Source organism: Pseudomonas sp. MS01C9 (assembly GCF_058202755.1).
Genome location: NZ_CM177073.1, coordinates 4312933 through 4338993 on the forward strand (window position 1 = coordinate 4312933; position 26061 = coordinate 4338993).

General features: G+C 61.7%; 29 protein-coding genes. 16 read left to right on the plus strand and 13 right to left on the minus strand.

The features are described from left to right. Positions 1 to 5: 5 nt before the first annotated feature. From greB to AC1M7R_RS19670, 3 genes are read right to left on the minus strand one after another with little or no spacing between them, the layout of a single operon-like run. Positions 6 to 503: a transcription elongation factor GreB gene (greB, locus tag AC1M7R_RS19660; protein ID WP_072389278.1), complete on the minus strand. Its 498-nt coding sequence runs from the start codon at positions 501 to 503 to the stop codon at positions 6 to 8. A gap of 33 nt (positions 504 to 536) precedes the next feature. Next, complete coding sequence (locus AC1M7R_RS19665; RefSeq protein WP_490609851.1) at positions 537 to 3041, minus strand: ABC transporter permease; 2505 nt, start codon at positions 3039 to 3041, stop codon at positions 537 to 539. After that, positions 3041 to 3724 (minus strand): ABC transporter ATP-binding protein, encoded by a 684-nt coding sequence (locus AC1M7R_RS19670; protein ID WP_072389273.1) that lies wholly within the window; start codon positions 3722 to 3724, stop codon positions 3041 to 3043. The genes AC1M7R_RS19665 and AC1M7R_RS19670 overlap by 1 nt, the downstream gene beginning before the upstream one ends. Before the next feature lie 10 nt (positions 3725 to 3734). Here AC1M7R_RS19670 and AC1M7R_RS19675 point away from each other — a divergent pair, with 10 nt between their 5' ends. The 3 genes from AC1M7R_RS19675 (at position 3735) to AC1M7R_RS19685 (ending at position 5747) form a co-directional block, all read left to right on the plus strand. After that, positions 3735 to 4340, plus strand: a complete 606-nt coding sequence (locus AC1M7R_RS19675) for an arylesterase (RefSeq protein ID WP_072389271.1) — start codon at positions 3735 to 3737, stop codon at positions 4338 to 4340. A gap of 56 nt (positions 4341 to 4396) precedes the next feature. Beyond that, positions 4397 to 4690, plus strand: a complete 294-nt coding sequence (locus AC1M7R_RS19680; protein WP_003199347.1) for a hypothetical protein — start codon at positions 4397 to 4399, stop codon at positions 4688 to 4690. A gap of 85 nt (positions 4691 to 4775) precedes the next feature. Continuing rightward, positions 4776 to 5747 carry a L,D-transpeptidase family protein gene (locus AC1M7R_RS19685; RefSeq protein WP_072389269.1) on the plus strand — a complete coding sequence of 324 codons (972 nt, stop codon included), beginning with the start codon at positions 4776 to 4778 and terminating at the stop codon, positions 5745 to 5747. 125 nt (positions 5748 to 5872) lie between these two features. Here the strand turns inward: AC1M7R_RS19685 and oprI are convergent, their stop codons facing one another. Then, the gene (oprI, locus tag AC1M7R_RS19690) at positions 5873 to 6124 is read right to left on the minus strand and encodes an outer membrane lipoprotei OprI (RefSeq protein ID WP_011335311.1); all 252 of its coding nucleotides are present in this window, start codon (positions 6122 to 6124) and stop codon (positions 5873 to 5875) included. Between the two features lie 329 nt (positions 6125 to 6453). On the opposite strand from oprI, the gene AC1M7R_RS19695 reads away from it, so the two are divergent. Continuing rightward, on the plus strand, positions 6454 to 6627 hold the full coding sequence (locus tag AC1M7R_RS19695) for a hypothetical protein (RefSeq protein WP_156682188.1): 174 nt from the start codon (positions 6454 to 6456) through the stop codon (positions 6625 to 6627). Between the two features lie 131 nt (positions 6628 to 6758). After that, entirely contained in the window at positions 6759 to 7040 is a 282-nt protein-coding gene (locus AC1M7R_RS19700; protein ID WP_042728324.1) for a GNAT family N-acetyltransferase, read from the plus strand. A 72-nt stretch (positions 7041 to 7112) separates the two neighbouring features. Here AC1M7R_RS19700 and AC1M7R_RS19705 read toward each other — a convergent pair whose 3' ends face one another. After that, on the minus strand, positions 7113 to 8189 hold the full coding sequence (locus AC1M7R_RS19705) for a 3-deoxy-7-phosphoheptulonate synthase (RefSeq protein ID WP_490609852.1): 1077 nt from the start codon (positions 8187 to 8189) through the stop codon (positions 7113 to 7115). Positions 8190 to 8481: 292 nt separating this feature from the next. Between AC1M7R_RS19705 and AC1M7R_RS19710 the strand changes: the two genes are divergently transcribed. The 4 genes from AC1M7R_RS19710 to cysB all read left to right on the plus strand — a co-directional run bounded on the left by AC1M7R_RS19710 (position 8482) and on the right by cysB (position 12042). After that, positions 8482 to 9435: a putative 2-dehydropantoate 2-reductase gene (locus tag AC1M7R_RS19710; RefSeq protein WP_490610489.1), complete on the plus strand. Its 954-nt coding sequence runs from the start codon at positions 8482 to 8484 to the stop codon at positions 9433 to 9435. Between the two features lie 19 nt (positions 9436 to 9454). After that, positions 9455 to 10360 (plus strand): 5'-nucleotidase, encoded by a 906-nt coding sequence (locus AC1M7R_RS19715; RefSeq protein WP_072430307.1) that lies wholly within the window; start codon positions 9455 to 9457, stop codon positions 10358 to 10360. 96 nt (positions 10361 to 10456) lie between these two features. Beyond that, positions 10457 to 10957 (plus strand): universal stress protein, encoded by a 501-nt coding sequence (locus tag AC1M7R_RS19720; RefSeq protein ID WP_014337270.1) that lies wholly within the window; start codon positions 10457 to 10459, stop codon positions 10955 to 10957. A gap of 110 nt (positions 10958 to 11067) precedes the next feature. After that, positions 11068 to 12042, plus strand: coding sequence for an HTH-type transcriptional regulator CysB (cysB, locus tag AC1M7R_RS19725; RefSeq protein WP_072389263.1), 975 nt, complete (start codon positions 11068 to 11070; stop codon positions 12040 to 12042). Positions 12043 to 12087: 45 nt separating this feature from the next. Here the strand turns inward: cysB and AC1M7R_RS19730 are convergent, their stop codons facing one another. Both AC1M7R_RS19730 and AC1M7R_RS19735 read right to left on the minus strand, forming a co-directional pair. Beyond that, complete coding sequence (locus AC1M7R_RS19730) at positions 12088 to 12570, minus strand: GreA/GreB family elongation factor (protein ID WP_072389261.1); 483 nt, start codon at positions 12568 to 12570, stop codon at positions 12088 to 12090. A gap of 2 nt (positions 12571 to 12572) precedes the next feature. Continuing rightward, positions 12573 to 12959, minus strand: a complete 387-nt coding sequence (locus AC1M7R_RS19735) for a hypothetical protein (RefSeq protein WP_072389259.1) — start codon at positions 12957 to 12959, stop codon at positions 12573 to 12575. 119 nt (positions 12960 to 13078) lie between these two features. On the opposite strand from AC1M7R_RS19735, the gene earP reads away from it, so the two are divergent. After that, positions 13079 to 14212: an elongation factor P maturation arginine rhamnosyltransferase EarP gene (gene earP, locus AC1M7R_RS19740; protein ID WP_072389257.1), complete on the plus strand. Its 1134-nt coding sequence runs from the start codon at positions 13079 to 13081 to the stop codon at positions 14210 to 14212. A 48-nt stretch (positions 14213 to 14260) separates the two neighbouring features. After that, positions 14261 to 14830 carry an elongation factor P gene (locus AC1M7R_RS19745; protein ID WP_053155174.1) on the plus strand — a complete coding sequence of 190 codons (570 nt, stop codon included), beginning with the start codon at positions 14261 to 14263 and terminating at the stop codon, positions 14828 to 14830. A 118-nt stretch (positions 14831 to 14948) separates the two neighbouring features. On the opposite strand, the gene AC1M7R_RS19750 is transcribed toward AC1M7R_RS19745, so the two are convergent. The 3 genes from AC1M7R_RS19750 to AC1M7R_RS19760 form a co-directional block, all read right to left on the minus strand. Further along, a complete protein-coding gene (locus tag AC1M7R_RS19750; protein WP_337349387.1) occupies positions 14949 to 15962 on the minus strand; it encodes an alpha/beta hydrolase in 1014 nt (337 codons plus the stop codon). A gap of 32 nt (positions 15963 to 15994) precedes the next feature. Then, positions 15995 to 16414, minus strand: coding sequence for an organic hydroperoxide resistance protein (locus AC1M7R_RS19755; RefSeq protein WP_072389253.1), 420 nt, complete (start codon positions 16412 to 16414; stop codon positions 15995 to 15997). Positions 16415 to 16816: 402 nt separating this feature from the next. After that, positions 16817 to 17278: a MarR family winged helix-turn-helix transcriptional regulator gene (locus AC1M7R_RS19760; protein WP_072389251.1), complete on the minus strand. Its 462-nt coding sequence runs from the start codon at positions 17276 to 17278 to the stop codon at positions 16817 to 16819. A gap of 129 nt (positions 17279 to 17407) precedes the next feature. Here AC1M7R_RS19760 and AC1M7R_RS19765 point away from each other — a divergent pair, with 129 nt between their 5' ends. Beyond that, a complete protein-coding gene (locus AC1M7R_RS19765; protein ID WP_207956594.1) occupies positions 17408 to 18175 on the plus strand; it encodes a sulfite exporter TauE/SafE family protein in 768 nt (255 codons plus the stop codon). On the opposite strand, the gene AC1M7R_RS19770 is transcribed toward AC1M7R_RS19765, so the two are convergent. After that, a complete protein-coding gene (locus AC1M7R_RS19770) occupies positions 18165 to 19019 on the minus strand; it encodes a LysR substrate-binding domain-containing protein (protein ID WP_172834667.1) in 855 nt (284 codons plus the stop codon). The two genes, AC1M7R_RS19765 and AC1M7R_RS19770, sit on opposite strands and share 11 nt — an antisense overlap. 97 nt (positions 19020 to 19116) lie before the next feature. On the opposite strand from AC1M7R_RS19770, the gene AC1M7R_RS19775 reads away from it, so the two are divergent. Continuing rightward, positions 19117 to 19338 (plus strand): DUF1127 domain-containing protein, encoded by a 222-nt coding sequence (locus AC1M7R_RS19775; protein WP_072389245.1) that lies wholly within the window; start codon positions 19117 to 19119, stop codon positions 19336 to 19338. Positions 19339 to 19402: 64 nt separating this feature from the next. Further along, positions 19403 to 20632 (plus strand): winged helix-turn-helix domain-containing protein, encoded by a 1230-nt coding sequence (locus AC1M7R_RS19780; protein WP_076407256.1) that lies wholly within the window; start codon positions 19403 to 19405, stop codon positions 20630 to 20632. Positions 20633 to 20764: 132 nt separating this feature from the next. Here AC1M7R_RS19780 and AC1M7R_RS19785 read toward each other — a convergent pair whose 3' ends face one another. Continuing rightward, positions 20765 to 22111 (minus strand): class II 3-deoxy-7-phosphoheptulonate synthase, encoded by a 1347-nt coding sequence (locus tag AC1M7R_RS19785; protein WP_072430309.1) that lies wholly within the window; start codon positions 22109 to 22111, stop codon positions 20765 to 20767. A gap of 147 nt (positions 22112 to 22258) precedes the next feature. Here AC1M7R_RS19785 and AC1M7R_RS19790 point away from each other — a divergent pair, with 147 nt between their 5' ends. Continuing rightward, positions 22259 to 23014: a spermidine synthase gene (locus tag AC1M7R_RS19790; RefSeq protein WP_072389239.1), complete on the plus strand. Its 756-nt coding sequence runs from the start codon at positions 22259 to 22261 to the stop codon at positions 23012 to 23014. A 435-nt stretch (positions 23015 to 23449) separates the two neighbouring features. Then, a complete protein-coding gene (locus AC1M7R_RS19795) occupies positions 23450 to 25123 on the plus strand; it encodes a DEAD/DEAH box helicase (protein WP_072389237.1) in 1674 nt (557 codons plus the stop codon). Positions 25124 to 25253: 130 nt separating this feature from the next. On the opposite strand, the gene AC1M7R_RS19800 is transcribed toward AC1M7R_RS19795, so the two are convergent. Then, positions 25254 to 26021, minus strand: a complete 768-nt coding sequence (locus AC1M7R_RS19800) for a DODA-type extradiol aromatic ring-opening family dioxygenase (RefSeq protein ID WP_072430310.1) — start codon at positions 26019 to 26021, stop codon at positions 25254 to 25256. Positions 26022 to 26061: the final 40 nt, after the last annotated feature.

Below are 26061 nucleotides of genomic sequence, written 5' to 3' on the forward strand. Positions count from 1 at the left end.
ACGCGTCATGGATAGGCGATATCCACGATGTAGACCAGCTTTTCACCTGTAGGAGTCTGGACCCTGACTTCGGCGTCCAGGGCCTTGCCAATCAACGCCCGCGCCAAGGGCGAATCGATGCTGATCAGGTTCTGTTTCAAATCCAGTTCGTCGGGTCCGACGATGCGATAGCGCGACTCTTTGCCGTCCTCATCTTCGACCGTGACCCAGGCGCCGAAGTAGACCTTGTTCGGGTCGCTGGGTTTTTCCGTTACCACCTTGAGCGCTTCGAGGCGCTTGGTGAGGAAACGCACACGGCTGTCGATTTCCCGCAGCATTTTCTTGCCGTAGGTGTACTCGGCATTTTCCGAGCGATCGCCCTGAGCCGCGGCCTCGCTGACGGCCTGCGTGACCTGAGGGCGACGCACATGCCACAACTCATGGAATTCGGCACGCATCCGCGCTTCGCCCTCGGGAGTGATCAGGGCGGTACCGGCGGTGCGGGGAGGGCGATAACGACTCATGGCGGCTTCTTTTGACGATGAGACCGAAGTCTATCAACCCTCGCGCAAAACTGTCAGCGGGCTGGCGTTGAGTGCCCGACGGGTACCGAACACCCCGGCGTAACCAATGAGCAATGCTCCCACCAGCGGCAATACCAGCAGCCATGGATGTGGATGCCAGGGCAGGTCGAAGGCGTAGCGGTAGAGCACCAGGCTCACGACTTCCGAACCCAAGGCCGCCAGCAAGCCGCTGACCGCGCCCAGCAGGCCGAACTCGATGCGTCGTGCCTTGACCAGCAGCGGTCGTCCGGCGCCCAGGGCGCGCAACAATGCGCCTTGGCGGATGCGTTCATCGAGCGTGGCCTGCAGGCCGGAGAACAGCACGGCCATGCCCGCCGCGAGTACGAACAGCAGCACGTATTCCACGGCCAGGGTCACCTGGGCCAGGATGCTGCGCAATTGTTCGAGCAAGGCTTCGACCTGCAGGATCGTGACCGCCGGGAACGCCCGGGACAGCTCGACGATCTGCTGATCGTGACCGGCGGCCAGATAGAAACTGGTGAGGTAGGTGGCCGGCAGGTCCTTCAAGGTGCCGGGCTGGAAGATCATGAAGAAGTTCGGCTGGAAGTTGTCCCAGTTGATTTCCCGCAGGCTGGTGACCTTCGCTTCGCGGTTGACGCCGCCCACACTGAACAGCAATCGATCGCCGAGCTTGATCTTGAGGTTCTCGGCTACCTTGCCCTCCACCGAGACCCCCGGCATGTCATCCGGCGGTTGCTGTGGCCACCAGGTCCCGGCCGTGACGACGTTGCCCGCCGGCAGGTCCGCGGCCCAGGTCAGGCTCAGGTCACGTTGCAGCGCGCGGTCCCCTGCCGAATCCTTGGTGACGAACTCCTTGGCCGGCTCGCCGTTGATGCTGATCAGCCGTCCCGGTACGACAGGGTAGAGGGGAGCCGATTGTGCCGACAACTGCAGCAGCTTGTCGGTGAAGGCCTGCTTGTCATTGGGCAGGATGTTCAGGGCGAAGTAGTTCGGGGCATTTTTCGGCAGTTGGTTCTGCCAGGTGTCCAGCAACTCGCCGCGCAAGAGCGCAATCAAGGCCATGGACAGCAGGATCAGGCCGAACGCCAATGACTGCCCGGCTGCCGCCAACGGATGACGCAGCAACTGGCCGAGCCCCAGTCGCCACGGCAACGAGGCACGCGCCAGCATCCGGCGCAGGCTTTGAAGCAGCAGCAACAGCAGGCCGCCCAGTACCAGGGCGGCGACGACGCCGCCACCGAGCAGGGCGAAGGTCAGCACCAGGTCCAGGCTCAGGCGCCACATGATCAAGCCCAAGGCACCCAGCGCGGCACCGTAGACCACCCAGGTGCTGGAGGGAATCGGCAACATGTCCCGGCGCAACACCCGCAACGGCGGCACTCGCCCCAGCGCCGCCAGTGGCGGCAGGGCGAATCCGACCAGGGCCACCAGCCCGGTGCCGGTGCCGGCAATCGCGGGCAGCAGACCGCCCGGCGGCACGGTGGCAGGCAGCAGGTCGTGCAGCAGGGCGAAGAGTCCCAATTGCGCGAGCCAGCCGAGCAGGGCGCCACTGATGCTGGCCAGCAGGCCCAGTACCGCCAGTTGAAGGCTGAACAGCAACATGGTTTCCCGGCGTGACAGGCCGAGGCAGCGCAACAGGGCACTGGCATCGAAGCGGCGGGTGGCAAAACGATTGGCGCAGAGCGCGACGGCGACGCCGGACAACAGCACCGCCACCAGGCTGGCCATGTTCAGGTAGCGCTCGGCCTTGCCGAGTGCGCCACCGATCTGCCGGTTGCCGTCGCGGGCGTCCTGCAGGCGCTGGTTGGCTTCGAGGCCGGGATTGACCATGTCGCGGTAAGTCTGCAAGGCCGGTGCCGGGCCTCGCCACAGTTCGCGATAACTGACACGGCTGCCGGGCTGGACCACGCCAGTGGCTTCCAGGTCCTCCAGGTTGATCATGACCCGGGGGGTGAGGCTGTAGAAATTGCCGGCGCGATCCGGTTCGTAGGTCAGTACCCGGCTCAGGCGCAGGGTCTTGTTGCCGATATCGATGCTGTCGCCGATTTTCAGGTCCAGTGCCGTCAACAGGCGTGCTTCGACCCAGGCCTCGCCCGGTTTCGGCCGCCCGCCGGCTTCTTCCGGGGCGAACGGAGTCGGTGCGCTTTTCAACTGCCCGCGCAAGGGATACAGCTCGCCGACTGCCTTGACGCTGGACAGCTGGATGCCGTTGTCCGTGGCGACCACGCTGGAGAACTCCACCACCTGGGCATGTTCCAGGCCCAGGTCGGTGCCGCTGCGGATCTGTTCGGGGCGGGCGGGCGAGCTGCCTTCGAGCAGCAGGTCGGCACCGAGAAATTCAGTGGCGCGCATCATCATCGCGCCGTTGAGGCGGGCACCGAAATAACCGATGGCGGTGCTCGCCGCCACCGCCACCAGCAGGGCGAAGAACAGCACGCGCAACTCGCCGGCGCGGGCGTCGCGTAGCAGTTGGCGAACGGCGAGACTGAACAGGCGCAACAGCGGCAGGCGTGCCATCAAGGCTCCAGGGGGGCGACCATCTGGCCGGCTTCAAGTCGGATCAGGCGCCGGCAGCGATGGGCCAGGCGTTCATCGTGGGTGACCAGCACCAGGGTGGTGCCGCTTTCCTTGTTCAATTCGAACAGAAGATCACTGATGCGCTCCCCGGTGTGACTGTCGAGGTTACCGGTGGGTTCGTCGGCAAACAGTACGTCGGGTTCGGCGGCGAAGGCACGGGCAATCGCCACACGTTGCTGCTCGCCGCCGGAAAGCTGGCGGGGCGAGTGCGTCAGGCGTTGCCCGAGGCCGACCCGCTGCAGCAATTCCGTGGCCCGCTCCCGGGCGTCCTTGTGACCGTCAAGCTCCAGCGGCAGCATGACGTTTTCCAGGGCGTTGAGGCTGTCGAGCAACTGGAACGACTGGAAGACGAAACCGACATGCTCGGCGCGAATCCGGGCCCGCTGGTCCTCGTCCAGCGCACTGAGGGCCTGGCCGGCCAGTGTCACTTCACCGCTGCTGGGCAGGTCGAGGCCGGCCAAGAGGCCCAGGAGCGTGGATTTTCCGGAACCGGAGGCGCCGACGATGGCCAGGCTGTCGCCCTTGTTCAATTCCAGGCTGAGTTCGTGCAGGATGGTCAGTTCACCTTCCGCGCTGGGAACCACTTTGCTAAGGTCCTTCGCGGTGAGAATGCTTGAGCCCATGGAGAATCCGATGCGTGTGTGGTTTTTGAGTGCCGGCCTGGCCTTGATGTGCATGGTCCAGAACGCAGCGGCGGGTACAGTCCTGATCGTTGGCGATAGTATCAGCGCGGCTTTCGGCCTGGATACCCGGCAAGGCTGGGTGTCATTGCTCGAACAGCGGCTCAAGGCCGAGGGTTTTGACGATAAAGTGGTCAATGCTTCCATCAGTGGCGACACCAGCGCGGGCGGCCAGGCGCGGCTGCCGGCGCTGCTTGCAGCCCATAAACCGGACCTCGTGATCCTCGAGCTGGGGGGCAATGACGGCCTGCGTGGACAACCGCCAACACAATTGCAACAAAACCTTGCAGCGATGATCGACAGCGCCCGTGACAGCGGTGCCAAGGTGTTGCTGCTCGGCATGCAACTGCCGCCCAATTACGGGCGACGCTACACCGATGCCTTCGCCAGGGTCTACAGCACCCTGGCCGATGAGAAAAAAGTACCGCTGGTGCCGTTTTTCCTCCAGGGCGTCGGTGGGGTACCGGGGATGATGCAGGACGACGGATTGCACCCGTCCGTCGCGGCCCAGGGCAAGTTGCTGGAAAATGTCTGGCCGACCCTGAAACCGTTGCTTTGACGCTTTTCTACAGGCGGTCTTTCGGCTAATGTGGCGCCCCCGATTTGGAGCCCCCGATGCCGCGTCCCGCCTGGTCCCTGTTTGCCTACCAACTGATCGAGCCTGACGAACAGCTGGACCTGTTCGCCTGCCAGGAAGTGCGGGTACACCTGGTGACCCGGCAGCTGGAGCTCGGCGGCTCGGCCGACCGGACGCTCTGCGGCAGCCTGCTGCCGGCCCAGCCTCGCTGGTCGAGCGTGGATCGCAAGATCTTCCAGGACCATCGCCTGTGTTCGTTATGCCGGGCGATCCTGGAGTCCCAGAAGCGCGGCACCTCGCCGATCTGGCCGGAACTGCGGTTCGAGTTGTGATCATCCTGCCCTCCCCGAAATAACGGGGGACGGTGTACAATCGCGATCTTCATACCCTCTGTTCGATCTGCGAAGGATTCCCCGGATGTTGCCGCGCTTGCCTGCCGTCGCCCGCTGCCTGTCTCTTGCCGCCCTGTGTATGGCCGGGCCCGTTGCTGCCCTGGAATTGCCCCTGCCACCACCCGGCGAAGACATTGTCGGCCAGGTGCAGGTGATCAAGGCCAAGTACGAGGACACTTTCGCCGACCTGGGCACGACCTATGACCTGGGCTATACCGAAATGGTCGCCGCCAACCCGGGTGTCGATCCCTGGCTGCCGGGCGCCGGCACCGAGATCGTGCTGCCGACCCGTTTCATCCTGCCGCCGGGCCCGCGCGAAGGCATCGTGATCAACCTCGCCGAGTATCGCCTCTACTACTACCCCAAGGGCCGGAACGTGGTTTACACCTTCCCGTTGGGGATCGGTCGTGAAGGCTGGGGGTCGCCCATCGCCCGGACCAGCATCATCGCCAAGACGCCGAACCCGACCTGGACGCCGCCGGCTTCGATCAGGGCCGAACATGCCGCCGATGGCGACATCCTGCCGAGCGTGGTACCGGCCGGTCCCGACAACCCGCTGGGGCCGTTCAAGTTCACCCTGGGTACCCCGGGGTACCTCATCCATGGTTCGAACAAGAAGTTCGGCATCGGCATGCGCACCAGCCACGGCTGTTTCCGCATGTTCAACAACAATGTCCTGGAAATGGCCAGCATGGTGCCGGTGGGAACGCCGGTGCGTATCATCAACGACCCTTACAAGCTGGGCCTGAGTGGTGGCAAGGTTTACCTGGAAGCCCATACCCCGGTGGACGACAAGGGCAACCCGTCGGTGGTGGACAAGCACACCGCGGTGATCAATGCGATGCTCAAGCGTGAGGACATCACCAGCAACCTGCGCATGAACTGGGATATGGTGCGTGATGTGGTGGCCGCCGAAGATGGCCTGCCGGTGGAGGTCGCCGTGCCGAACGCGTCGGCGCCCATGGTCTCGAGTGCACCGATCGACATGCAACAGTAAGAACGCTCTTCAGGACCCGCCGACGTTTCGCGACGTCGGCGGGTTTTTTATCGCCTGGAAAAACACCCGGGCATAAAAAAGCCGACCCAAGAATGGGTCGGCTCGATAACAATCCCGAAGGACTATTACTTGCGGCTGGCTTTTTCCAGCATGCGCAGAGCGCGCTCGTTGGCTTCGTCAGCAGTCTGTTGTGCTTTTTGAGCAGCAGCCAGAGCTTCATCAGCTTTACGGTAAGCTTCGTCTGCACGAGCTTGGGCGCGAGCTGCTGCGTCTTCGGTAGCAGTCAGACGTGCTTCGGTTTCTTTCGATGCGCTGCTGCAACCGGTAGCCAGAACTGCGGCCAGGGCCAGAGCAGAGAATTTCAGAACGTTGTTCATCGTGTTCCCCTTCAAGGACTTTCTATTAGTGACTGTCTCCCCAGACTGAGGAGTTAGCCGGCGTACATACTACCCATTACTTGTAGTAAGTAAACTGACGTAGCGCAAGAAGCAAAAAAATTGTAGGCGGTGATTCTTTTTCGAGCAACTTTTCTTGCGGTTGTTTAAAAAATACACAGCGCCAAGCCCTTGAATGGAGTGTGCAAGGGTAGAAAAGTTCCGCTTGCGAGAGGAACTCCGGGGCGACCGCTAAAGTCGCTGCTTATTGATTCGCCTACACTTTTGTTCATTTTTTGTGCAGGCCCCAGGCATCTTTATTGGTATTGCCGGTGACTTTAACTACGGGCGTTCGTCTCAAGACTCAACAACTGGCGATGTTCAGCTATTGCACCTTCGCTGACTTCAGCGTGACGCTGGCGTTCAAATCCCTCGACCTGGCGGGTTTTCCCTTCAATGACAGGCGTGCCTTGAGCATTTGCGTCATTGGTGCCTACTATTCATGACGTGCTCGGGTTTGAGCGGTTGGCTTTTTTAGCGCTCGGTGACCGGACAGGCACGGGGTGGCGTAGATGTTCCTTCGCCGGAAAAACATCGGTAAGGTAGGGGTCAGCATTCAGACCCGCGAGGAGTAGTGATGAGCGAGGCGTTGTCCATCCACCATGACCAGGCTGGTCATCAGTTCGAGACCACTGTGGACGGTCATCGTGCCTATCTGACTTACATGGATCTGGGCAAGCAGACCCTGGATATCTATCGCACGTTCGTGCCCAATGCCTTGCGCGGTCGGGGCATTGCGGCGGCGCTGACTGAAAAGGCGCTGCAATACGCGGAAGAGATGGGCTACACGGTGATCCCGTCCTGTTCCTATGTGGAACGCTACATGGAGCGTCACCAGCGACACGCGGCGAAGCTCTGACACCAACGATTTCCAATGAAAAACGCCGGGTCCAAAGCCCGGCGTTTTTCATGCGCTAGAAGAAAGTAGCGATCAAGCGCGCTGACGCTTGGGCAGCACATCCTTGAGCTTGGCGTGCATGCTGCGCAGGGTTTTTTCCGTGGTACCCCAGTCGATGCAGGCATCGGTGATGGAGACGCCGTACTGCAAGTCGGCGAGGTCCTTGGGAATCGCCTGGCAGCCCCAGTTGAGGTGGCTTTCGATCATCAGGCCGATGATCGACTGGTTGCCTTCCAGGATCTGGTTGGCCACGTTCTCCATGACCAGGGGTTGCAGCGCCGGGTCCTTGTTGGAGTTGGCATGGCTGCAGTCGACCATGATGTTCGGCTTGATCTTCGCCTTGTTCAGCGCTTGCTCGCACAGCGCGACGCTGACCGAATCGTAGTTCGGCTTGCCGTTGCCACCGCGCAGTACCACATGACCGTAGGCGTTGCCCTTGGTGGTGACGATGGACACGCCGCCTTCCTGGTTGATACCCAGGAACCGGTGAGGATTGGAGACCGACTGCAATGCGTTGATCGCCACGGTCAGGCCGCCGTCGGTGCCGTTCTTGAAGCCCACGGCCGAGGACAGGCCCGAGGCCATTTCGCGGTGGGTCTGGGATTCGGTGGTTCGCGCGCCGATGGCCGACCAACTGATCAGGTCCTGCAGATATTGCGGGGAGATCGGGTCCAGGGCCTCGGTGGCGGTGGGCAGGCCCATTTCCGCCAGGTCCAGCAGCAACTGACGACCGATGTGCAGGCCATCCTGGATCTTGAACGAGTCGTCCAGATAAGGATCGTTGATCAGGCCTTTCCAGCCGACGGTGGTCCGGGGTTTCTCGAAATACACCCGCATGACCAGGTACAGCGTATCGGAGACTTCCGCTGCCAGGACCTTCAGGCGCTCGGCATATTCGTGGGCGGCCTTGATGTCATGGATCGAGCAGGGCCCGATGACGACGAACAGGCGATGGTCGGTGCCGTCGAGGATATTGCGGATGACTTCCCGCCCCTTGGTCACGGTGCGCAGGGCAGCGTCGCTCAGGGGAATATCGCGCTTGAGCTGGTCAGGCGTGATGAGGGTCTCGTTGGAGGCGACGTTAAGGTCATTGATCGGTAAATCAGCCATCGTGTTACTCGTCAGGTCACGGGTGCCGGCCGCCAGCGATCCCCGCGCGGCGGTGCACAGCGGATTTAAGCGCGTCGGGGAGCCGAACCTTATCGCGTTACGAGGCTGCTCGACAATGGGCAAGGGCCGGTTTAATGGTGCTGGGAGCGCTTGATCCGACCTGAAGGCGTGGCATTGGCGAAAAGCGCCTGCGCCAGGGCGAGGATCGGCCCGATGGACGCAAGGCTCCTCGCCACGGGGAAGGGCACCTGTGTAATGATGTGCTCGGCCTTCAAGCAGAGGAGTGACGATGATGCAGGCAGGCTTCAAACCGCGGATCGGGGTGATCGGCACCGGGGCGATCGGTGGGTTCTACGGCGTGATGCTGGCGCGTGCCGGCCATGATGTGCACTTCCTGCTGCGCAGTGAATTCGGCGCGGTCGCTGAACACGGCTTGCGGATCGATAGCGCGGTCCACGGACCACTGACACTCAACCCGGTCCAGGCATATCGATCCGCAGCCGACATGCCGCCCTGCGACTGGCTGCTGGTCGGCGCCAAGACCACCAGCAATGCCGACCTGGCCCCGGCCATCGTCCAGGCGGCGGCCGATGGCGCGAAGGTCCTGCTGCTGCAGAACGGTCTCGATGTCGAAGACGAACTCCGGCCCCTGTTGCCCGAATCGTTGCATCTGCTGGGCGGCCTGTGCCTGATCTGTGTGAACCGTGTCGGCCCGGGCGTCATCGCGCATCAGGCCCTTGGCTCGGTGAATATCGGTTATCACAGCGGTTCATGCGCTGACCAGGCCGGGCGCATGGCGGTCGTCGAGGAGGCCGCGACGCTGTTTCGTGCCGCCGGCATCGACTCCCAGGCGATGCCTGACCTGCGACAGGCCCGCTGGCAGAAGCTGGTGTGGAACGTGCCGTACAACGGCCTGTCCGTCCTGCTGGGGGCCAGCACCACCCCGTTGATGGCTGACGACCGCAGCCGCGAGCTGATCCGGGCGTTGATGGAGGAGGTGGTGCGTGGTGCCCAGGCCTGCGGTCATCACGTCGCGCCAGGCTACGCCGAGTATCTGTTTACGATGACCGACAAGATGCCCGATTACTGGCCAAGCATGTATCACGACTTTTCCCACAAGCGTGCGCTGGAACTGGATGCGATCTACTGCCGGCCATTGGCGGCGGCGAAAGCGGCAGGTTGTGAATTACCGAAAATCGAAGCCTTGTACCAGGCGCTGGCGTTCATCGACGGACGCAACCGCTGATCGGGCGGAAGGGGGAGGCATGGCAAACAACATCGATGACAGGCTGGTGCTGGCGATCTCTTCACGGGCGCTGTTCGACCTGAGGGAAAGCCACAAGGTGTATCTGTCGAGTGGCGTCGAAGCCTATCGGCAGTACCAGATCGAGCACGAAGACGAGGTCCTCGAACCTGGCGATGCGTTCGCCCTCGTGCAAAAGCTGCTCAGCCTCAACGAGCATCTGGGGCGTGCCCGGGTCGAGGTAATCCTGGTGTCGCGCAACAGTGCCGACACGGGGCTTCGGGTGTTCAACTCGATCCATCATTACGGCCTGGCGATCTCGCGCGCGGCCTTCGTCGGTGGTCGCAGCCCGTACCCTTACCTCAAGGCGTTCGGCTGCGATCTGTTCCTCTCCACCCATGCCGAAGACGTACGCAGCGCCCTGGACGCCGGATTCGCTGCGGCGACCATCCTGTCGGGCGGTGCCAGCCGTGCCGCCAGCGAAGAGTTGCGCATTGCCTTCGATGGCGATGCGGTGCTGTTTTCCGATGAGTCGGAGCGCATCTACCAGAGCGGCGGGCTGGAGGCTTTCCAGGCCAGCGAGCGACAGGCCGCCCGCGAGCCGCTGCGAGGCGGGCCGTTCAAAGGGTTCCTGGCGGCGCTCAATGCGCTGCAGCGCGAGTTTCCCGAGGACGCCTGCCCGATTCGCACTGCCTTGGTCACCGCCCGTTCGGCTCCCGCCCATGAGCGGGTCATCCGCACCTTGCGCGAATGGGACATCCGTCTGGACGAGTCACTGTTTCTCGGCGGCCTGACCAAGTCGGCATTCCTCGAAGCCTTTGCCGCCGACGTGTTTTTCGACGACCAGACCGGCCACTGCGAACTGGCTCGCGAAGTGGTCGCCACAGGTCACGTACCCCACGGCATCAGTAACGAAGTCAAGCCCTGACGAGCCGTCGTCCGGGACGTCAAGCCACACGTCGTAGTCCCCGAGGCACTGCTAAGCTGAATCAATCTCCGCCATTCTGGCACGCGAGGAGGTCACATGATTCGTTCGATGCTGTATGCCACAGACCTGGGGCTGTATGCCCCCTATGTGATGCAGCATGCCTTGGCGTTGGCACGGACGTTTGAAGCCGAGTTGTATGTGGTGCATGCGGTAGAGCCGATGGGGCTGTTCGCCGAATCGGTGTTGCAAAGCTATCTCGACGAGCAGGCGCTGAACGAATTTCATCGACAGGGTCTGAATACCGTGATGGCCAATATCGAACAGCGGGTGCTCGACAGTTTTCGCGAAGAATTGGGGGAGGGGCAGCAGGACTTGAAGCTGATCAAATCGGTCAGGGTGTATCAGGGCGATCCCTCCCAGGTCATTCTCGAACAGGCAGCGAAACTCTCTGTCGATTTGCTGATCGTAGGCAGTCATTGCCAAGGGGCAAGTGGTGAGACGCCCTTGGGCAGGACCGCTGCGCGGGTATTGCAGTTATCCCGGGTGCCGGTGTACCTGGTGCCGCTGGTGCAGCGTCGGCGTCAGGGAGAAGCTTGAGGCTAAATGATGGCTTTTCATAAAAAGTTCTAGATTTATTGTCGTGACCATTCATATAGTTATATACCGTCGCTGATGCCCGTGGCGTCCAACTGCTTTGAGGGATACATATGAAGCTTCAACAACTGCGCTACATCTGGGAAGTGGCGCACCACGACCTCAACGTTTCCGCTACCGCACAAAGCCTCTATACGTCGCAACCCGGCATCAGCAAGCAGATCCGACTGTTGGAAGACGAGCTGGGAGTGGAAGTCTTCGCCCGCAGTGGCAAGCACCTGACCCGCGTGACCCCGGCCGGTGAGCGCATCATCACCACGGCCGGCGAGATCCTGCGCAAGGTCGAGAGCATCAAGCAGATCGCCCAGGAGTTCTCCAACGAGAAAAAAGGCACCCTGTCGATCGCCACCACTCACACCCAGGCCCGCTACGCGCTGCCGCCGGTGATCAGCAATTTCATCAAGCAATACCCGGACGTGGCCCTGCACATGCACCAGGGGTCGCCCATGCAGATCGCCGAGATGGCCGCCGACGGCACGGTGGATTTCGCCATCGCCACCGAGGCCCTGGAGTTGTTCGGCGACCTGGTGATGATGCCGTGCTATCGCTGGAACCGTTGTGTGGCCGTGCCCCAGGGCCATCCGTTGACCAAGCTGCCAAAGCTGACGCTCGAAGCGCTGGCCGAATACCCCATCGTGACGTATGTGTTCGGGTTCACCGGCCGGTCGAAACTCGACGAAGCCTTCAGCCACCGTGGGCTGACCCCGAAAGTGGTGTTCACCGCCGCCGATGCCGACGTGATCAAGACTTATGTACGTCTCGGCCTGGGCGTGGGTATCGTGGCGAAAATGGCCGTCGACACCAAGCTCGACAGCGACCTGGTCGTGCTGGACGCCAGTGAGCTGTTCGAATCGAGCGTGACCAAGATCGGATTCCGCCGCGGCACTTTCCTGCGGGGATTCATGTGCGATTTCATCGAGAAATTCGCGCCACACCTGACCCGGGAAGTCATGGCCAAGGCCATCCAGTGCCATAACAAGCAGGAACTCGAGGAACTGTTCGACGGCGTCGAACTACCGGTACATTGATACCAGAGAGCGTACGAAAAGGTGTCGTGTACCTTTTCGTACGCCCTAGATCACCTCGGTGACAGCGAACTGTTGCCGGGTACCCGCCACCACGATCTCCACCTCATCGCCTTCGAACTTGCCCAGCAGGCCTCGGCCCAGGGGGGAGCGAGGGGTGATGACCGTGATCGGCTGGCCCACCAGCGACACCTTCAGTCCCGCTGCATCCGGCCCGAGAAACAGCCACTGCTCGCGACCTTCCTCATCTTCCAGGCCGATCAGTGTACCTACCTGGATCCCGCGTTGTTCGTCGTATGGCCTGAGCGCCAGGTTCTGGCAGAGCGCCAGGGCCTGGCGGATTTCCTCGACGCGTCGGGCTTGTCCGGCGGCGAGGTAGGACGCTTCGAGGCCCAGGGTGTCGTACTTGTTCTCGGCGATGTTCTCTTCATGGGTCGCGGCTTCGTAGGCGGTTTGCGCGGCGCGTTCGGCGATCTCGAGATCGACCTTGAGCTTGTCGAGAATCAGTCGGTGGACGGTCTGTTTATCCATGATCAATTGCAGAACTGTAGAACGTTGGCACGGCTTTTTTCGCTGGGGGCGTTCTGGTCCTGCTGCAGCCAGAACTGGCATTTGGGATTGGACAGGTTACGCGGATCGCTGCGGGCCTGATCCAGGGCCTGGCGCTGCTCGTTCCTTTGCAGGTTCTGCTGATACTGCTCGAACATGGGCGTGGGCGGCTCGGGAGGCGGCTGCACGGCTGGCGGTTGCGCCAGTTGATGCACGGCGCCGACCACCGGGGCCAGTTGTTCGTCGAAGATGAATTTCGACAGCAACCAGCTGGTCAGGACGATGGCGAGAAACCCAAGCCATAATCCCAGGGCAATGCTGAGGGTCAATTGCAGGGCGCCGAGGCGCTGGGCGGGCGGATAATCAGGCATGGCTGCTTCCTGGCAAGGCTCGTAGGGCGGTGATTGTCGCATGAAGATTAATCGCCGTCGGCCCTTCTGCATCATCGGTTTATTCGGGACAATCGCACCTTTGTCACAGGGAGTCGGGAATGACCGGGCGTTGGGATATCTTTTGCACCGTTGTCGATAATTTTGGCGACATCGGCGTCACCTGGCGCCTGGCCCGGCAACTGGTGGCCGAGCATCGGTGTGCCGTCCGGCTATGGGTCGACGACTTGCGTGCTTTCGAGCGGTTGTGCCCAGGCATCGATACCACCCTCGCGCAGCAGTGGCAGCAAGGGGTTGAGGTGCGTCACTGGGCCCAGGACTGGCCCGCCACCGAAGCGGCCGATGTGGTAATCGCCGCGTTCGCCTGCCAGTTGCCCAGTGCCTATATGGATGCGATGGCCGAGCGCCAGAAGACGCCGTTATGGATGAATCTCGACTACCTGAGCGCCGAGGACTGGGTCATCGGATGCCACGGGCTACCGTCGGTCAAGTACCGCCACGTGCAGAAATATTTCTTCTTCCCTGGTTTCCGTGAAGGGACGGGAGGCTTGCTGCGTGAAGCGGGTCTGTTGGAGCGGCGCCGGCAATTCCAGCAGGATGCCGAGGCGCAGCGCATGTTCCTCCAGGGCCTGGGGGTCGAGCGGGCGCCGGATGCGCGCCTGATCTCCCTGTTCGCCTATGAAAACGCCGGGCTGGCGAGTTGGTTCGATGCCATGGCGCACGACGCCCGGGCGTCCCACGTGCTGGTGCCGGAAGGGCGGATACTGGGGGACGTCGAACGTTGGTTCGCGGTAGGCCCGTTGGAGGTCGGCGCAGTGCATCGGCGTGGCGCCCTGACGGTGCAGGTGCTGCCATTCGTCCGGCAGGATCAATACGATCTGCTGCTGTGGTGCTGCGATTTCAACGCCGTGCGCGGCGAGGATTCTTTCGTGCGTGCCCAGTGGGCCGGCCGGCCACTGCTCTGGCACATCTATCAGCAGGAAGAGGACGTACACCTGGACAAACTGGAGGCTTTCCTCACGCTCTACACCCAAGGACTTGCAGAGCCGGCGCAAAAAGCGATGAGCGGTCTCTGGCGGGCGTGGAATGCCGGCCAGGACATGGCCGAACACTGGAAAACCGTCTGCGAGCGGCAGCAGGAACTGGCCGAACATGCCCAGGCGTGGTGCCTGGAACAGGCTTCGCGACCCGATCTTGCCACGGCGCTGGTGAAGTTTTATGGAAATTGGCTATGATACGCGGCCTAGATTTTTGTAAATCCCATCCAAATTCGGATATTCGCAATGAAAACTGGTAAAGAACTCAAACCCGGTACCGTGATTCGTATCGACAACGATCCTTGGTTGGTTCAGAAAGCTGAATTCACCAAGTCGGGTCGTAACAGCGCGATCATGAAGACCAAGCTGAAGAACCTGTTGACCGGCTACAAGACCGAAACCGTCTACGGCGCCGACGACAAGCTGGACGACGTGATCCTCGACCGCAAGGAAGCCACCCTGTCCTTCATCAGCGGTGACTCCTACACGTTCATGGACACCACTGACTACACCATGTACGAGCTGAACGCCGAAGACATCGAAAGCGTCCTGCCATTCGTTGAAGAAGGCATGACCGACGTCTGCGAAGCCGTATTCTTCGAAGGCCGTCTGGTTTCCGTGGAACTGCCGACCACCATCGTGCGTCAGGTTGACTACACCGAAGGTTCCGCTCGCGGCGACACTTCCGGCAAGGTCATGAAGCCTGCCAAACTGAAGAACGGTACCGAGCTGTCGGTTGCTGACTTCATCGAAATCGGCGACATGATCGAGATCGATACCCGCGATGGCGGTTCCTACAAGGGCCGCGCCAAGTAAGCGACGCCTTGTGCATGAAAAAGCCCGACCATTGAGTCGGGCTTTTTCATTTCAACATACAGCAATTCCTGGTGGCGAAGGGAGCAGGCTCCCTCGCCATCAGGGCTGCGCAGCCCATTCACTTAAGGTGTTGCTTGAGCTCCTCGGACACCTGCAACATCGCCGAACGCACTGCCGGCACCTGGCTCACGACGTTGAGCAGGCCATAGTCGTGGATCATGCCGTTGTAGCGCACTGCGGTGACCGGCACACCGGCGGCGTCCAGTTTGCGAGCATAGGCTTCGCCTTCGTCGCGCAGTACATCGGCCTCGGCGGTCTGCACCAGTGCTGGCGGCAGCCCCTTGAGTTGCGCGGTGGTCGCCCGCAGCGGCGAAGCATAGATCTCGCTGCGCTGTCCGGCATCGGTGGTGTAGTTGTCCCAGAACCACTTCATCATGTTCTTGCTGAGGAAGTGTCCCTCGGCGAATTGGTTGTAGGACGCAGTTTCGAAGCTGGCGTCGGTCACCGGCCATAACAGCGCCTGGAACCGGATCGCCGGGGTACCCTTGTCCTTGGCCATCAATGCCACGACGGCTGCCATGTTGCCGCCAACGCTGTTACCCACCACTGCCAGGCGCTTGCCGTCGACATTGATCTGCTTGCCATGCTCGGCCACCCATTTCGTGGCGGCGTAGGCCTGGTTGATCGCCACCGGGTAATGCGCTTCGGGGGACGGCGTGTAGTTGACGAACACTGCCGCGGCTCCCGATCCCGCCACCAGGTCACGAACCAGTCGTTCGTGGGTCGGGAAATCCCCCAACACCCAGCCGCCGCCATGGAAGAACATGAACACGGGCAATTTCCCCTTGACCCCGGCCGGACGAACGATGGTCAGGCTGATCGACTGGCCATCCACCTGGATGGTTTTCTCGCTGACATCGGCCTTGGGCAGGGTCAGTTTAACCCCCGCCTGGGCGCCAACCAGTACAGCACGGGCATCCTTGGGAGAAAGCTGTTCCAGCGGCTTGCCAGTGCCGGCGTTCAGTGCATCGAGGAACGTCTGGGTGTTGTGCTCGACAATGCCGTTGGCGAAGGCGCTGCTGACGCTGAGTGCGAGAAGGGTGCCGGTCAGGGCTTTGCTGAATGTGTTCATGTTCGTCTCCTTGAGGTCAGTAGGGTCGGTGATCAGATGGTTACGTGCAGGCGGACATCGACGTTGCCGCGAGTTGCGTTGGAGTAGGGGCAGACTTGGTGAGCCGCGTCCACCAGGCTTTGCGCTTCGTCCTGATCCAGGCCTGGCAGGCTGATGTGCAGGTCGATGTCGAGGCCGAAACCACCGGGGATCTGGCCGATGCCGACATGGGCGGTAATCGAGGCATCATCCGGGATCTTGCGCTTGCTCTGGCTGGCGACGAATTTCAGGGCGCCGATGAAGCAGGCCGAGTAACCGGCAGCGAACAGTTGTTCCGGGTTGGTTGCCGCGCCACCAGCGCCGCCGAGTTCCTTGGGCGTGGCGAGCTTGACGTCGAGGATGTTGTCGCTGGAGATCGCACGACCATCACGGCCGCCGGTGGAAGTTGCGATTGCTGTGTAGAGAGTTTTCATGATGGGAGCCTCGTTCCTGGTTGATGTTTTGCGCTAAATATTTGTGCGCTAAGTAGGTGTGAAGAGAATGTATAGCGCAAATATCTTGCGCGCAAGATAAATTTTCGAGACGGATGGATTTTTTTAGATCGGAAGGTCTTGAACCCTTGATATAGAGCGTTCCAAGCGGTGAAAAAAATTTGATACGCCGGCTTCGAGTAGGCCTTTGTGGACAGACCTGGCCTACATAAGGAAGTCGGGTAAGGATGAAATGGGGGGCGCAGGCAGGAATATGCGGGGTGCGAAGGCTGAGGGCGGGGGGGCGTGTGTGGGCCGCGCTTGCTCACGATGGCGCGGTGGCAGTCCCTGGCGGTATGACGACATACCGCCATCGCGGGATCGCCAGGCTTTGAGGAGGTGGAATCAGAGGCTGTCTTGCAGATGGCTGCGCAGTGCCTGCAGGTCCTGTTGCAGTTTTTTCAACTGCTCCAGGGTCTGGCCGCTGGCGGCGAGGATGCATTGGGGAATATCGAGGGCTTTTTTCTGCAAGGCGCGGCCTTTCTCGGTGAGTTCCACAACCACCACGCGTTCGTCTTCTCGGCTGCGGGTGCGGCTCAGCAGGCCTTCGGCCTCAAGGCGCTTGAGCAGCGGGGTCAACGAGCCCGGGTCGGTAAGCAGGCGACTGCTGATCTCCCCTACGGTCAAACCGTCGGTTTCCCACAGCACCATCATCGCCAGGTATTGGGGGTATGTCAGGCCCAGGGCTTGCAGCAGTGGCTTGTAGACCTTGGTCATCATCAGCGACGTAGAGTGCAGGGCAAAGCAAACCTGGTTGTCGAGCAACAGGGCTTCGCAAGGGTCGGGGGTGGCGTGCTGAGTACTCATGGCAAAACCTTCAATCAATGATTGGGATAAATCTAGCGGGCAAATCTTTCGTGCGCCAGACAATTCTGACGTGTTGCACCGATGTCACGTTTCGCCGAAGGCGTCGACTGCGTAGGATATGCGCCCTTGATGAGGGGAGAATCGTCTGTGATCGAGAGTTTTCTGTATCTGGTGGTCGGGGCTGCGTTGGGCACCCTGGGGGGATTGTTCGGGATTGGCGGCGGATTGATCGCGATTCCTGTTCTGGGGGTCTGGTTCGGTCTGGACCAGCAGATCGCCCAGGGGACGGCGCTGGTGATGGTGGTTCCCAATGTGATGCTGGCCCTTTGGCGTTACCACCAGCGTAATCGCATCGAGCTGCGCCATGTCCTGCCGTTGGCGACCATGGGGTTCTGCTTTGCCTGGCTTGGCTCGATCTGGGCCGTCGGCATCGATGCCCAGAGCATGCGCATCGGTTTCGTGGCGTTCTTGATCGTATTGGCGGCCTATAACCTGATCCGTATGTTCGCCACCAGCGCGCCGGCCTCGGCACAGATGCGCTATGGCTGGCCGTGGCTCGGCGTGCTGGGGGCGGTGTCCGGGGCCATGGGAGGTCTGTTCGGTGTCGGCGGGGCTGTTGTCGCGACGCCTATCCTGACCAGCCTGTTTGGCACCACCCAGGTGGTGGCCCAGGGGTTGTCGCTGTCGCTGGCCTTGCCCAGCACCGGCGTGACCCTGGCTACCTACGCGTTCCACCACCAGGTGGACTGGAGCATCGGCGTGCCCTTGGCCGCCGGCGGCTTGCTGAGCATCAGCTGGGGCGTGAAAGTTGCCCATGCCATGCCGGAGCGCCTGTTGCGCGCCTTGTTCTGCGGCTTCCTGGTGGTTTGCGCGATCCTGCTCGCCTTTAAAGCTTGAAGCCTTCGACGATGTGCTCGGCCAGGCATTCGGTGATCGGCGACGGATTGTGCAGGTTGCGGATCAGCATGATGCTGGCCTCGGGCAGTTCCGGCAGGTTCTCGGCCTCGCCCAGTACCCGCATGTCCGGCGTGAGCAGGCTTTCCAGTTGCGCGGTGATCGCCAGGCCCGCGCCCACCACGGCCATGAGCGCCGACAGGCTGGAACTGTTGTAGGCCACGCGATACTCGCGGCCCATGGCATCCAGCGCATTGCAGGCCCACTGTCGGCAGAAACAGTCACTGTTGAACATCGCCAGGGGCAGTGGTGTTTTTTCATGGGCGTTGAAGCACGCCGCTTCGGCCCAGACGAAGCGTTCCTTGCGCAATAGCTGGCCGATTTCATCCCCGGGTTTACGGGTGACGATGGACAGGTCCAGGTCCTGGCGCAGCAACAGCTGCTTGGACGATTCGCAATGCACTTCGATTTCGATCAGCGGATAGAACTGGGCGAAGCGCTGCAGGATACCCGGCAGGAATCGCATCACGTAATCGTCCGGTGTGCCGATGCGCACGGTACCGACCATGTGCGGTTCGCGCAGGGTATTGAACACCTCGCTGTGCAGCTTGAGGATCCTGCGGGCGTACCCCAATAGCACCTGGCCTTCGGCGGTGAGCTTGACCTGGCGCCCGTCACGCTCGAACAGGCGCCGCTGCAGCACATCTTCTTCCAGGCGCTTCATCTGCATGCTGACGGCGGACTGGGTGCGGTTGACCAGTTCACCGGCCCGGGTGAATCCCCCCTGGTCGGCAATGGCGACGAAGGTACGCAGCACTTCCGTATCGATGCTCGGGTAACTCGACAATGGATCAATCTCCGAGATGTATTGCATAAGAAACATTCGTTGGATTGATCTTAGCGGTGGCGCGAGACTTGAGTCACCCCCAACGGAGGACATCACGATGAAAGGTCAGAAAGGATACGTATCGATAGATAAGCACTCATTCCATCGGTTTTCCCTCAGCGATCTGTTGCACAAGTTTAGCCGCTGGTATGAATTGCACCATGAACGTGAATTGCTCGCCGGATTGAGCGACGAGGCGCTCAAGGACATCGGTGTCAGTCGAGCGGATGTCGAAAAGGAAGTGGTTCGGCCATTCTGGGATGATCCATTGCACAAATGAGCCATCCCTCCCTACACAAATCGATTCCCGGTGAGGTAGGTTGCGAGCAGACAAGGAGATCTCCATGCCCGCGACTGTATCCTTTACCCTCAAACAGGCCCGGCGCCTGGCGTTGGCCGCCCAGGGATTCAATGGGCGGCTGGCGCCGGCTTCGGTGCAGTCCTCGCGTCTCAACCGTCTGATCGAACGCCTCGGCGTGCTGCAGATCGATTCCGTCAACGCATTGGTGCGCTCGCATTACCTTCCGCTGTTCTCCCGTCTCGGCCATTACAATCTCGATTTGCTCGATCAGGCGGCCTGGAGCCAGGGGCGACGCCGGACATTGTTCGAGTACTGGGGGCACGAAGCGTCCCTGCTGCCCATGTCGATGTACCCGCTGATGCGCTGGCGCATGATCCGCGCGTCTCGCGGCGAAGGCATCTATCAACAGTTGGCGCGTTTCGGCCGGGAGCGCCAGGAGGTCATTCGCCGCGTCCTCGCGTCGGTCCGGGAGCGGGGAGCCCTGGGTGCGGGCAGCTTGTCCACTCGCCAGGAGAAGGCCGGTCCGTGGTGGGACTGGAGCGCCGAGAAGCATGCCCTTGAGTGGCTGTTCGCGGCCGGGGAGGTCACGGTGGCGGGGCGCCGCGGTTTCGAGCGGCTCTACGACCTGCCGGAGCGGGTGCTCCCGGCCTCGGTCCTGCAACAGCCGCTGCCGGACGAGGCCCAGGCCCAGCGCGCATTATTGCTGCACGCGGCCGAAGCGCTGGGAGTGGGAACCGAAAAGGATCTGCGAGATTACTTCCGTCTCGACCCGGCTGACAGCCGCGCCCGGTTGGCGGAGCTGGAAGAGGGCGGGCAGTTGCTGCGTTGCCAGGTGCAAGGCTGGAAGCAGCCCGCCTGGTGCCGACCTGATGTGAAGATTGTTCGCAAGGTAGCGGCCAGTGCCCTGTTGTCGCCGTTCGATTCGCTGGTATGGGAACGCAGTCGTACCGAGCGGTTGTTCGATTTCCGTTATCGACTGGAAATCTACACCCCGGCCCACAAGCGCGTGTACGGCTATTACGTCCTGCCGTTCCTGCATGACGAACGTATCGCCGCCCGGATCGATCTACGGGCGGAACGCGCCCAGGGCCGGTTGGCGGTGCATGCGGTGCACGAGGAAGAGCCAGGGCTGGACGAGGAGGGCATGCTGGCGTTGGCGATGAGCCTGCGGCGCATGGCCGATTGGTTGGGGTTGGAACGGGTTCAGCTCAATTGCCGGCGAATGGGTGGGGTACGCTTGGCGGTGGCGTTGGCCGGAATCGGTGCTGGCTGAGTCGGTCCCTTCGCGGGCAAGCCTGCTTCCACATCGGGCCGGGTCGAACACAAGAATCATGTTCATCGCCGGCCTACCGTGGGGGCGGGCTTGCCCGCGAAGATGTCGTTCAGTCGCGACAAGCTGAACGATTCAGCGCCGAACCTGCTTCAACGTTTCGGCAATCAGGAACGCCAGCTCCAGCGACTGATCGGCATTCATCCGCGGGTCGCAGTGGGTGTGGTAGCGGTCCGACAGGCCATCCTCGGTGATCGGCCTGGCGCCGCCGATGCACTCGGTGACGTTCTGTCCGGTCATCTCGATGTGGATTCCGCCCGCATAGGTACCTTCCGCCTCATGGACCTGGAAGAACTGTTTCACCTCCCCGAGGATCTGCGCGAAGTCCCGCGTCTTGTAGCCGCTGCTGGCCTTGATGGTATTGCCATGCATAGGGTCTGAGCTCCACAGCACCTGCTTGCCTTCACGCTGCACGGCACGCAACAGCTGTGGAAGATGATCGCCAACCTGATTCGCGCCCATCCGTGCGATCAGGTTCAGGCGACCCGGATCGTTGTCGGGGTTGAGCACGTCGATCAGGCGGATCAGGTCATCGGGCTTCATGCTCGGGCCGACCTTGACCCCGATCGGGTTGTTCACGCCCCGCAGGAATTCGACATGGGCTCCGTCCAGTTGACGGGTACGGTCACCGATCCAGAGCATGTGTGCCGAGCAGTCGTAATAGTCATTGGTCAGGCTGTCCCGGCGCACGAAGGCTTCTTCATAGTTCAGCAGCAGTGCTTCATGTGCGGTGAAGAAGCTGGTTTCACGCAATTGTGGCGAGCTGTCCATGCCGCAGGCGCGCATGAACGCCAGGGTTTCGTCGATGCGGTCGGCCAGGTGGCTGTATTTTTCCGCCAGGGCCGAGTTGGCGATGAAGTCCAGGTTCCACTTATGCACCTGGTGCAGATCGGCAAAACCGCCCTGGGCGAACGCCCGCAGCAGGTTCAAGGTAGCGGTGGACTGATGGTAGGCCTGCAACAGTCGATCCGGATCCGGCACGCGGCTCTGCTGGTCGAAGCCGATGCCGTTGACGATGTCGCCCCGGTAGGCCGGCAAGGTCATGCCGTCGATGGTTTCATCGTTGGCCGAACGCGGCTTGGCGAATTGCCCGGCCATGCGGCCGACCTTGACCACCGGGCAGCCGGCGGCGAAGGTCATGACAATGGCCATCTGCAACAGCACCTTGAAGGTGTCGCGGATCTTCGCCGCCGAGAACTCCGCAAAGCTTTCGGCGCAATCGCCACCCTGGAGCAGGAAGGCCCGGCCCTGGGTCACCTCGGCGAACTGACGGCGCAGTTCCCGGGCCTCTCCGGCAAACACCAGCGGCGGATAGCTGGCCAGGGTCTGCTCGACCTGCAGCAGGTGCGCCGCGTCGGGGTAACGAGGTTGTTGCTGGATCGGCAAGGCGCGCCAGCTGTCAGGGCTCCAGGGTTGGCTCATCATGGTCTCTAATGGATTACGCTCGGACGCCCATGTTACCAGCAAATTAGTGCGTGACCTGCTGCCGTCGCCTGGTCGACAATCGCGCTTTTGCCCAGGCACCGGCCCAACCGGTCATGCGCGGCCTGGTTGCTATCGGGAGTTGAAATGACAGAGGAGCGTGTCGAGCATCTGCTCGCCGAAGTGCACGATGAGTTCGGTATGATCCGCGTGTTCGAGGTGGCCGATTACCGGTTCCTCGAATTCGGCGATGCCATCGAACAAAGCTGTGTGTTCACGGCAGATCCCAGCTGGCTCGAATACGATTACACCCGGGCCATGCTGATCGGTGCGTTGTGCCATGAGCAACCGGAAAGCGCGCTGTTCCTGGGGCTGGGCGCCGGAACGCTGACCCAGGCCTGTCTCAAGTTCCTGCCGCTGGAAGATGTCGAGGCTATCGAATTGCGCCCCGATGTGCCGCGCCTGGCCATCGAATACCTGGGGCTGGATGACGATCCCCGCCTGTATATCCGGGTCGGCGACGCCCTGCAGCTGCTGGAAACCGCCGAACCCGCGGACCTGATTTTCGTCGACCTCTATACCGACGTCGGTCCGGGCGTCGGGCATCTGGCCTGGGGGTTCCTGGAAAACTGCCAGAAGCGTCTCAATCCGGGCGGCTGGCTGGTGATCAACCAATGGGCCACCGATGACGGCAAGCCGTTGGGTGCGGCGTTGCTGCGCGGTTTGTACCACCGCCACTACTGGGAATTGCCAGTGAAGGAGGGCAATGTGATCCTGATCGTGCCGGCGGACCTGGAGCAGACACTGGATATGGAAGGCCTGATTGCCCGGGCCGAAGGGCTGGCGCCACGACTGGGCTATTCGTTGCAGTCATTGATCAAGGCGATCCGGCCCGCGACCTGATCAAGGGCCAGGAATCCCTGTGGCGAGGGGATTCATCTGGCTGGTGCGCGCAGCGCGCCCCTCCAGTGCTCATCCTGTCGGGAATGCGTCGGATACATCGGGGCTGCCTGGCAGCCCAACGGGATAAATCCCCTCGCCGCATTGGGTGTATGGCAAGCCCGTACTGCGGCGCAGCGATAAAAAAAGCTCCCTTTTTGGGCAAATTCCGGTATAGTGCGCGCCGGCCTTTAGCCGGGCCGCGTCAAGGTAGCGCAATTTTCTGAAGCCAGCTTCGGTTGCATGTCCGCACAACGGATGCTCTCTCGACGTTCTTTTTTCATTCATTCGTTTTCGCAAATCCCCGCCGACAAAGCTGCCAGGGCGACTCTTGAGTCTCAACACGGCATGCGCAGCTTTGGAGCATGGGTCTTTGCGGATGCACTTAGAGGCAGACCCATGACCCAGGAAATCGGCGGCTTCGCCGCTCTTGAACTTCATCCCAATATTGTCGCTGCAGTAGTCGCTACCGGCTATGAAGAGCCTTCGGCCATTCAGCAGCAGTCGATCCCGATCATTCTCGCCGGTCACGACATGATTGGCCAGGCGCAAACCGGTACGGGCAAGACCGCCGCGTTCGCCCTGCCTATCCTGCACCGCATTGATCCGTCCAAGCGCGAGCCGCAAGCTCTGATCCTGGCCCCAACCCGTGAGTTGGCGCTGCAAGTTGCAACCGCTTTCGAAACCTACGCCAAGCAGATGCCGGGCGTGACTGTTGTGGCTGTCTACGGCGGCGCGCCGATGGGCCCACAACTGAAAGCAATCCGTAATGGCGCACAGATCGTTGTCGCCACCCCGGGCCGTCTGTGCGACCACCTGCGTCGCGACGAAAAAGTCCTGGCCACCGTGAACCACCTGGTTCTCGACGAGGCGGACGAAATGCTCAAGCTGGGCTTCATGGATGACCTGGAAGTGATCTTCAAGGCCATGCCGGAAACCCGCCAGACCGTACTGTTCTCGGCCACCTTGCCGCAGTCGATCCGTGCGATCGCCGAGCGTCACCTCAAGGACCCGAAACACGTCAAGATCCAGAGCAAGACCCAGACCGTCACCGCGATCGAGCAGGCCCACCTGCTGGTCCACGCCGACCAGAAGACCTCTGCCGTCCTGAGCCTGCTGGAAGTCGAGGATTTCGACGCCCTGATCATGTTCGTTCGCACCAAGCAAGCGACCCTGGATCTGGCCAGCGCCCTGGAAGCCAAAGGCTACAAGGCCGCTGCGCTGAACGGGGACATTGCCCAGAACCAGCGTGAGCGCGTCATCGACTCCCTCAAGGATGGTCGCCTGGACATCGTCGTGGCGACTGACGTTGCTGCCCGTGGCCTGGACGTTCCGCGCATCACCCACGTATTCAACGTGGACATGCCGTACGACCCTGAGTCCTACGTTCACCGTATCGGTCGTACCGGTCGTGCGGGCCGCGAAGGTCGCGCACTGCTGCTGGTGACGCCTCGTGAGCGCCGCATGCTGCAGGTGATCGAGCGTGTGACCGGCCAGAAAGTGGCTGAAGTGCGTCTGCCGGATGCCCAGGCCGTTCTCGATGCCCGCATCAAGAAACTGACCAATAGCCTGTCGCCGCTGGTGGCTGACGCTGAGTCGACCCACGGTGATCTGCTCGATCGCCTGACCGCCGACATCGGTTGCTCCCCACGTGCCCTGGCTGCCGCCCTGCTGCGCAAGGCGACCAATGGACAGGCACTGGACCTGGCTGCGATCGAGAAAGAGCGTCCACTGGTGCCGAACAGCGCGCCTCGTGGCGATCGTCCTGAGCGTAGCGGTGACCGCCCTGACCGTGGCGACCGTGAGCGTCGTGCTCCGATCCCGCTGGCCGAAGGTCGTGCCCGTTGCCGTACCGCACTGGGTGCTCGTGACGGCATTGCCGCCAAGAACCTGCTGGGCGCCATCCTCAATGAAGGTGGCCTGGCTCGTGAAGCCATCGGTCGCATCCAGGTGCGGGACAGCTTCAGCCTGGTAGAGCTGCCGGAAGATGGCCTGGAGAAGTTGCTGACCAAGCTGAAGGACACTCGCGTGGCCGGCAAGCAACTCAAGCTGCGTCGCTATCGCGAAGATTGATCGGCCCCAGGGTCGACTGATCGAACATAAAAAATCCCCGACTGGTTCGGGGATTTTTTTTGCCTGTGGCTGGGTGTTTCCTCAAGGACAGTCGTTGTGAAGGCAATCGCGAGCAGGCTCGGTCCGCCTGTCAACCGAACCGATAGATGTCCATCCCCAGCGTCCCCATTGCGAAGCCTTGATGGGCAACACTGAACTTCCCGCCGGCACCCCGGGCAAAATACAGCGGCAGCAGATGCTCGTCGCTGGGATGGCTGCGCACGGCGTTCGGTGCCTGGTGGCGGTAATCATGTAAGGCGGCTTCGTCGTCGGCCTCGAGTTTTTCCACCATCCAGTCACGAAATGCCTTTGCCCAGGACTCGATGCTTTCAGGTCCGGCGCTCCAGTCCAGGTCCCGCAGGTTATGGGTAATGCTGCCGGAACCGATCAGCAGGATGTCGCGCTGGCGCAGCGGCGCGAGCGCCCGGCCCACCCTGGTCTGCAACGCTGGCCCCTGGTGGCTGGGCAGGGATACTTGAACCACCGGGATGTCCGCTTCGGGGTACATCAGGGACAACGGTACCCAGACGCCGTGATCGGAGGGGCGTTGGCTGTCGAGGCGCGCCGGCAGATGCGCGGTGTCGAGCAATTCTGCAACTTCTGCCGCCAGGCCGGGATTGCCCCGGGCGGGATACTGCACGTTGTACAGGGCGGGCGGAAAGCCTCCGAAATCGTGCCAGGTGCGAGGCTGCGGATTGGCGCTGACCACCAACTCATCGCTTTCCCAATGAGCGGAAACAATGACGATGGCATGTGGCCTGGGCAATTGCGCGGCGATGCGCGCCAGTGCCGGGCCGCTGTCGCCAGGCTCCAGGGCGAGCATCGGAGAGCCATGGGAAATAAACAGGCTGGGCAGCATGAACGGGCTCCTGAGCGTTAAGATGCCGCCATCTTCCGTC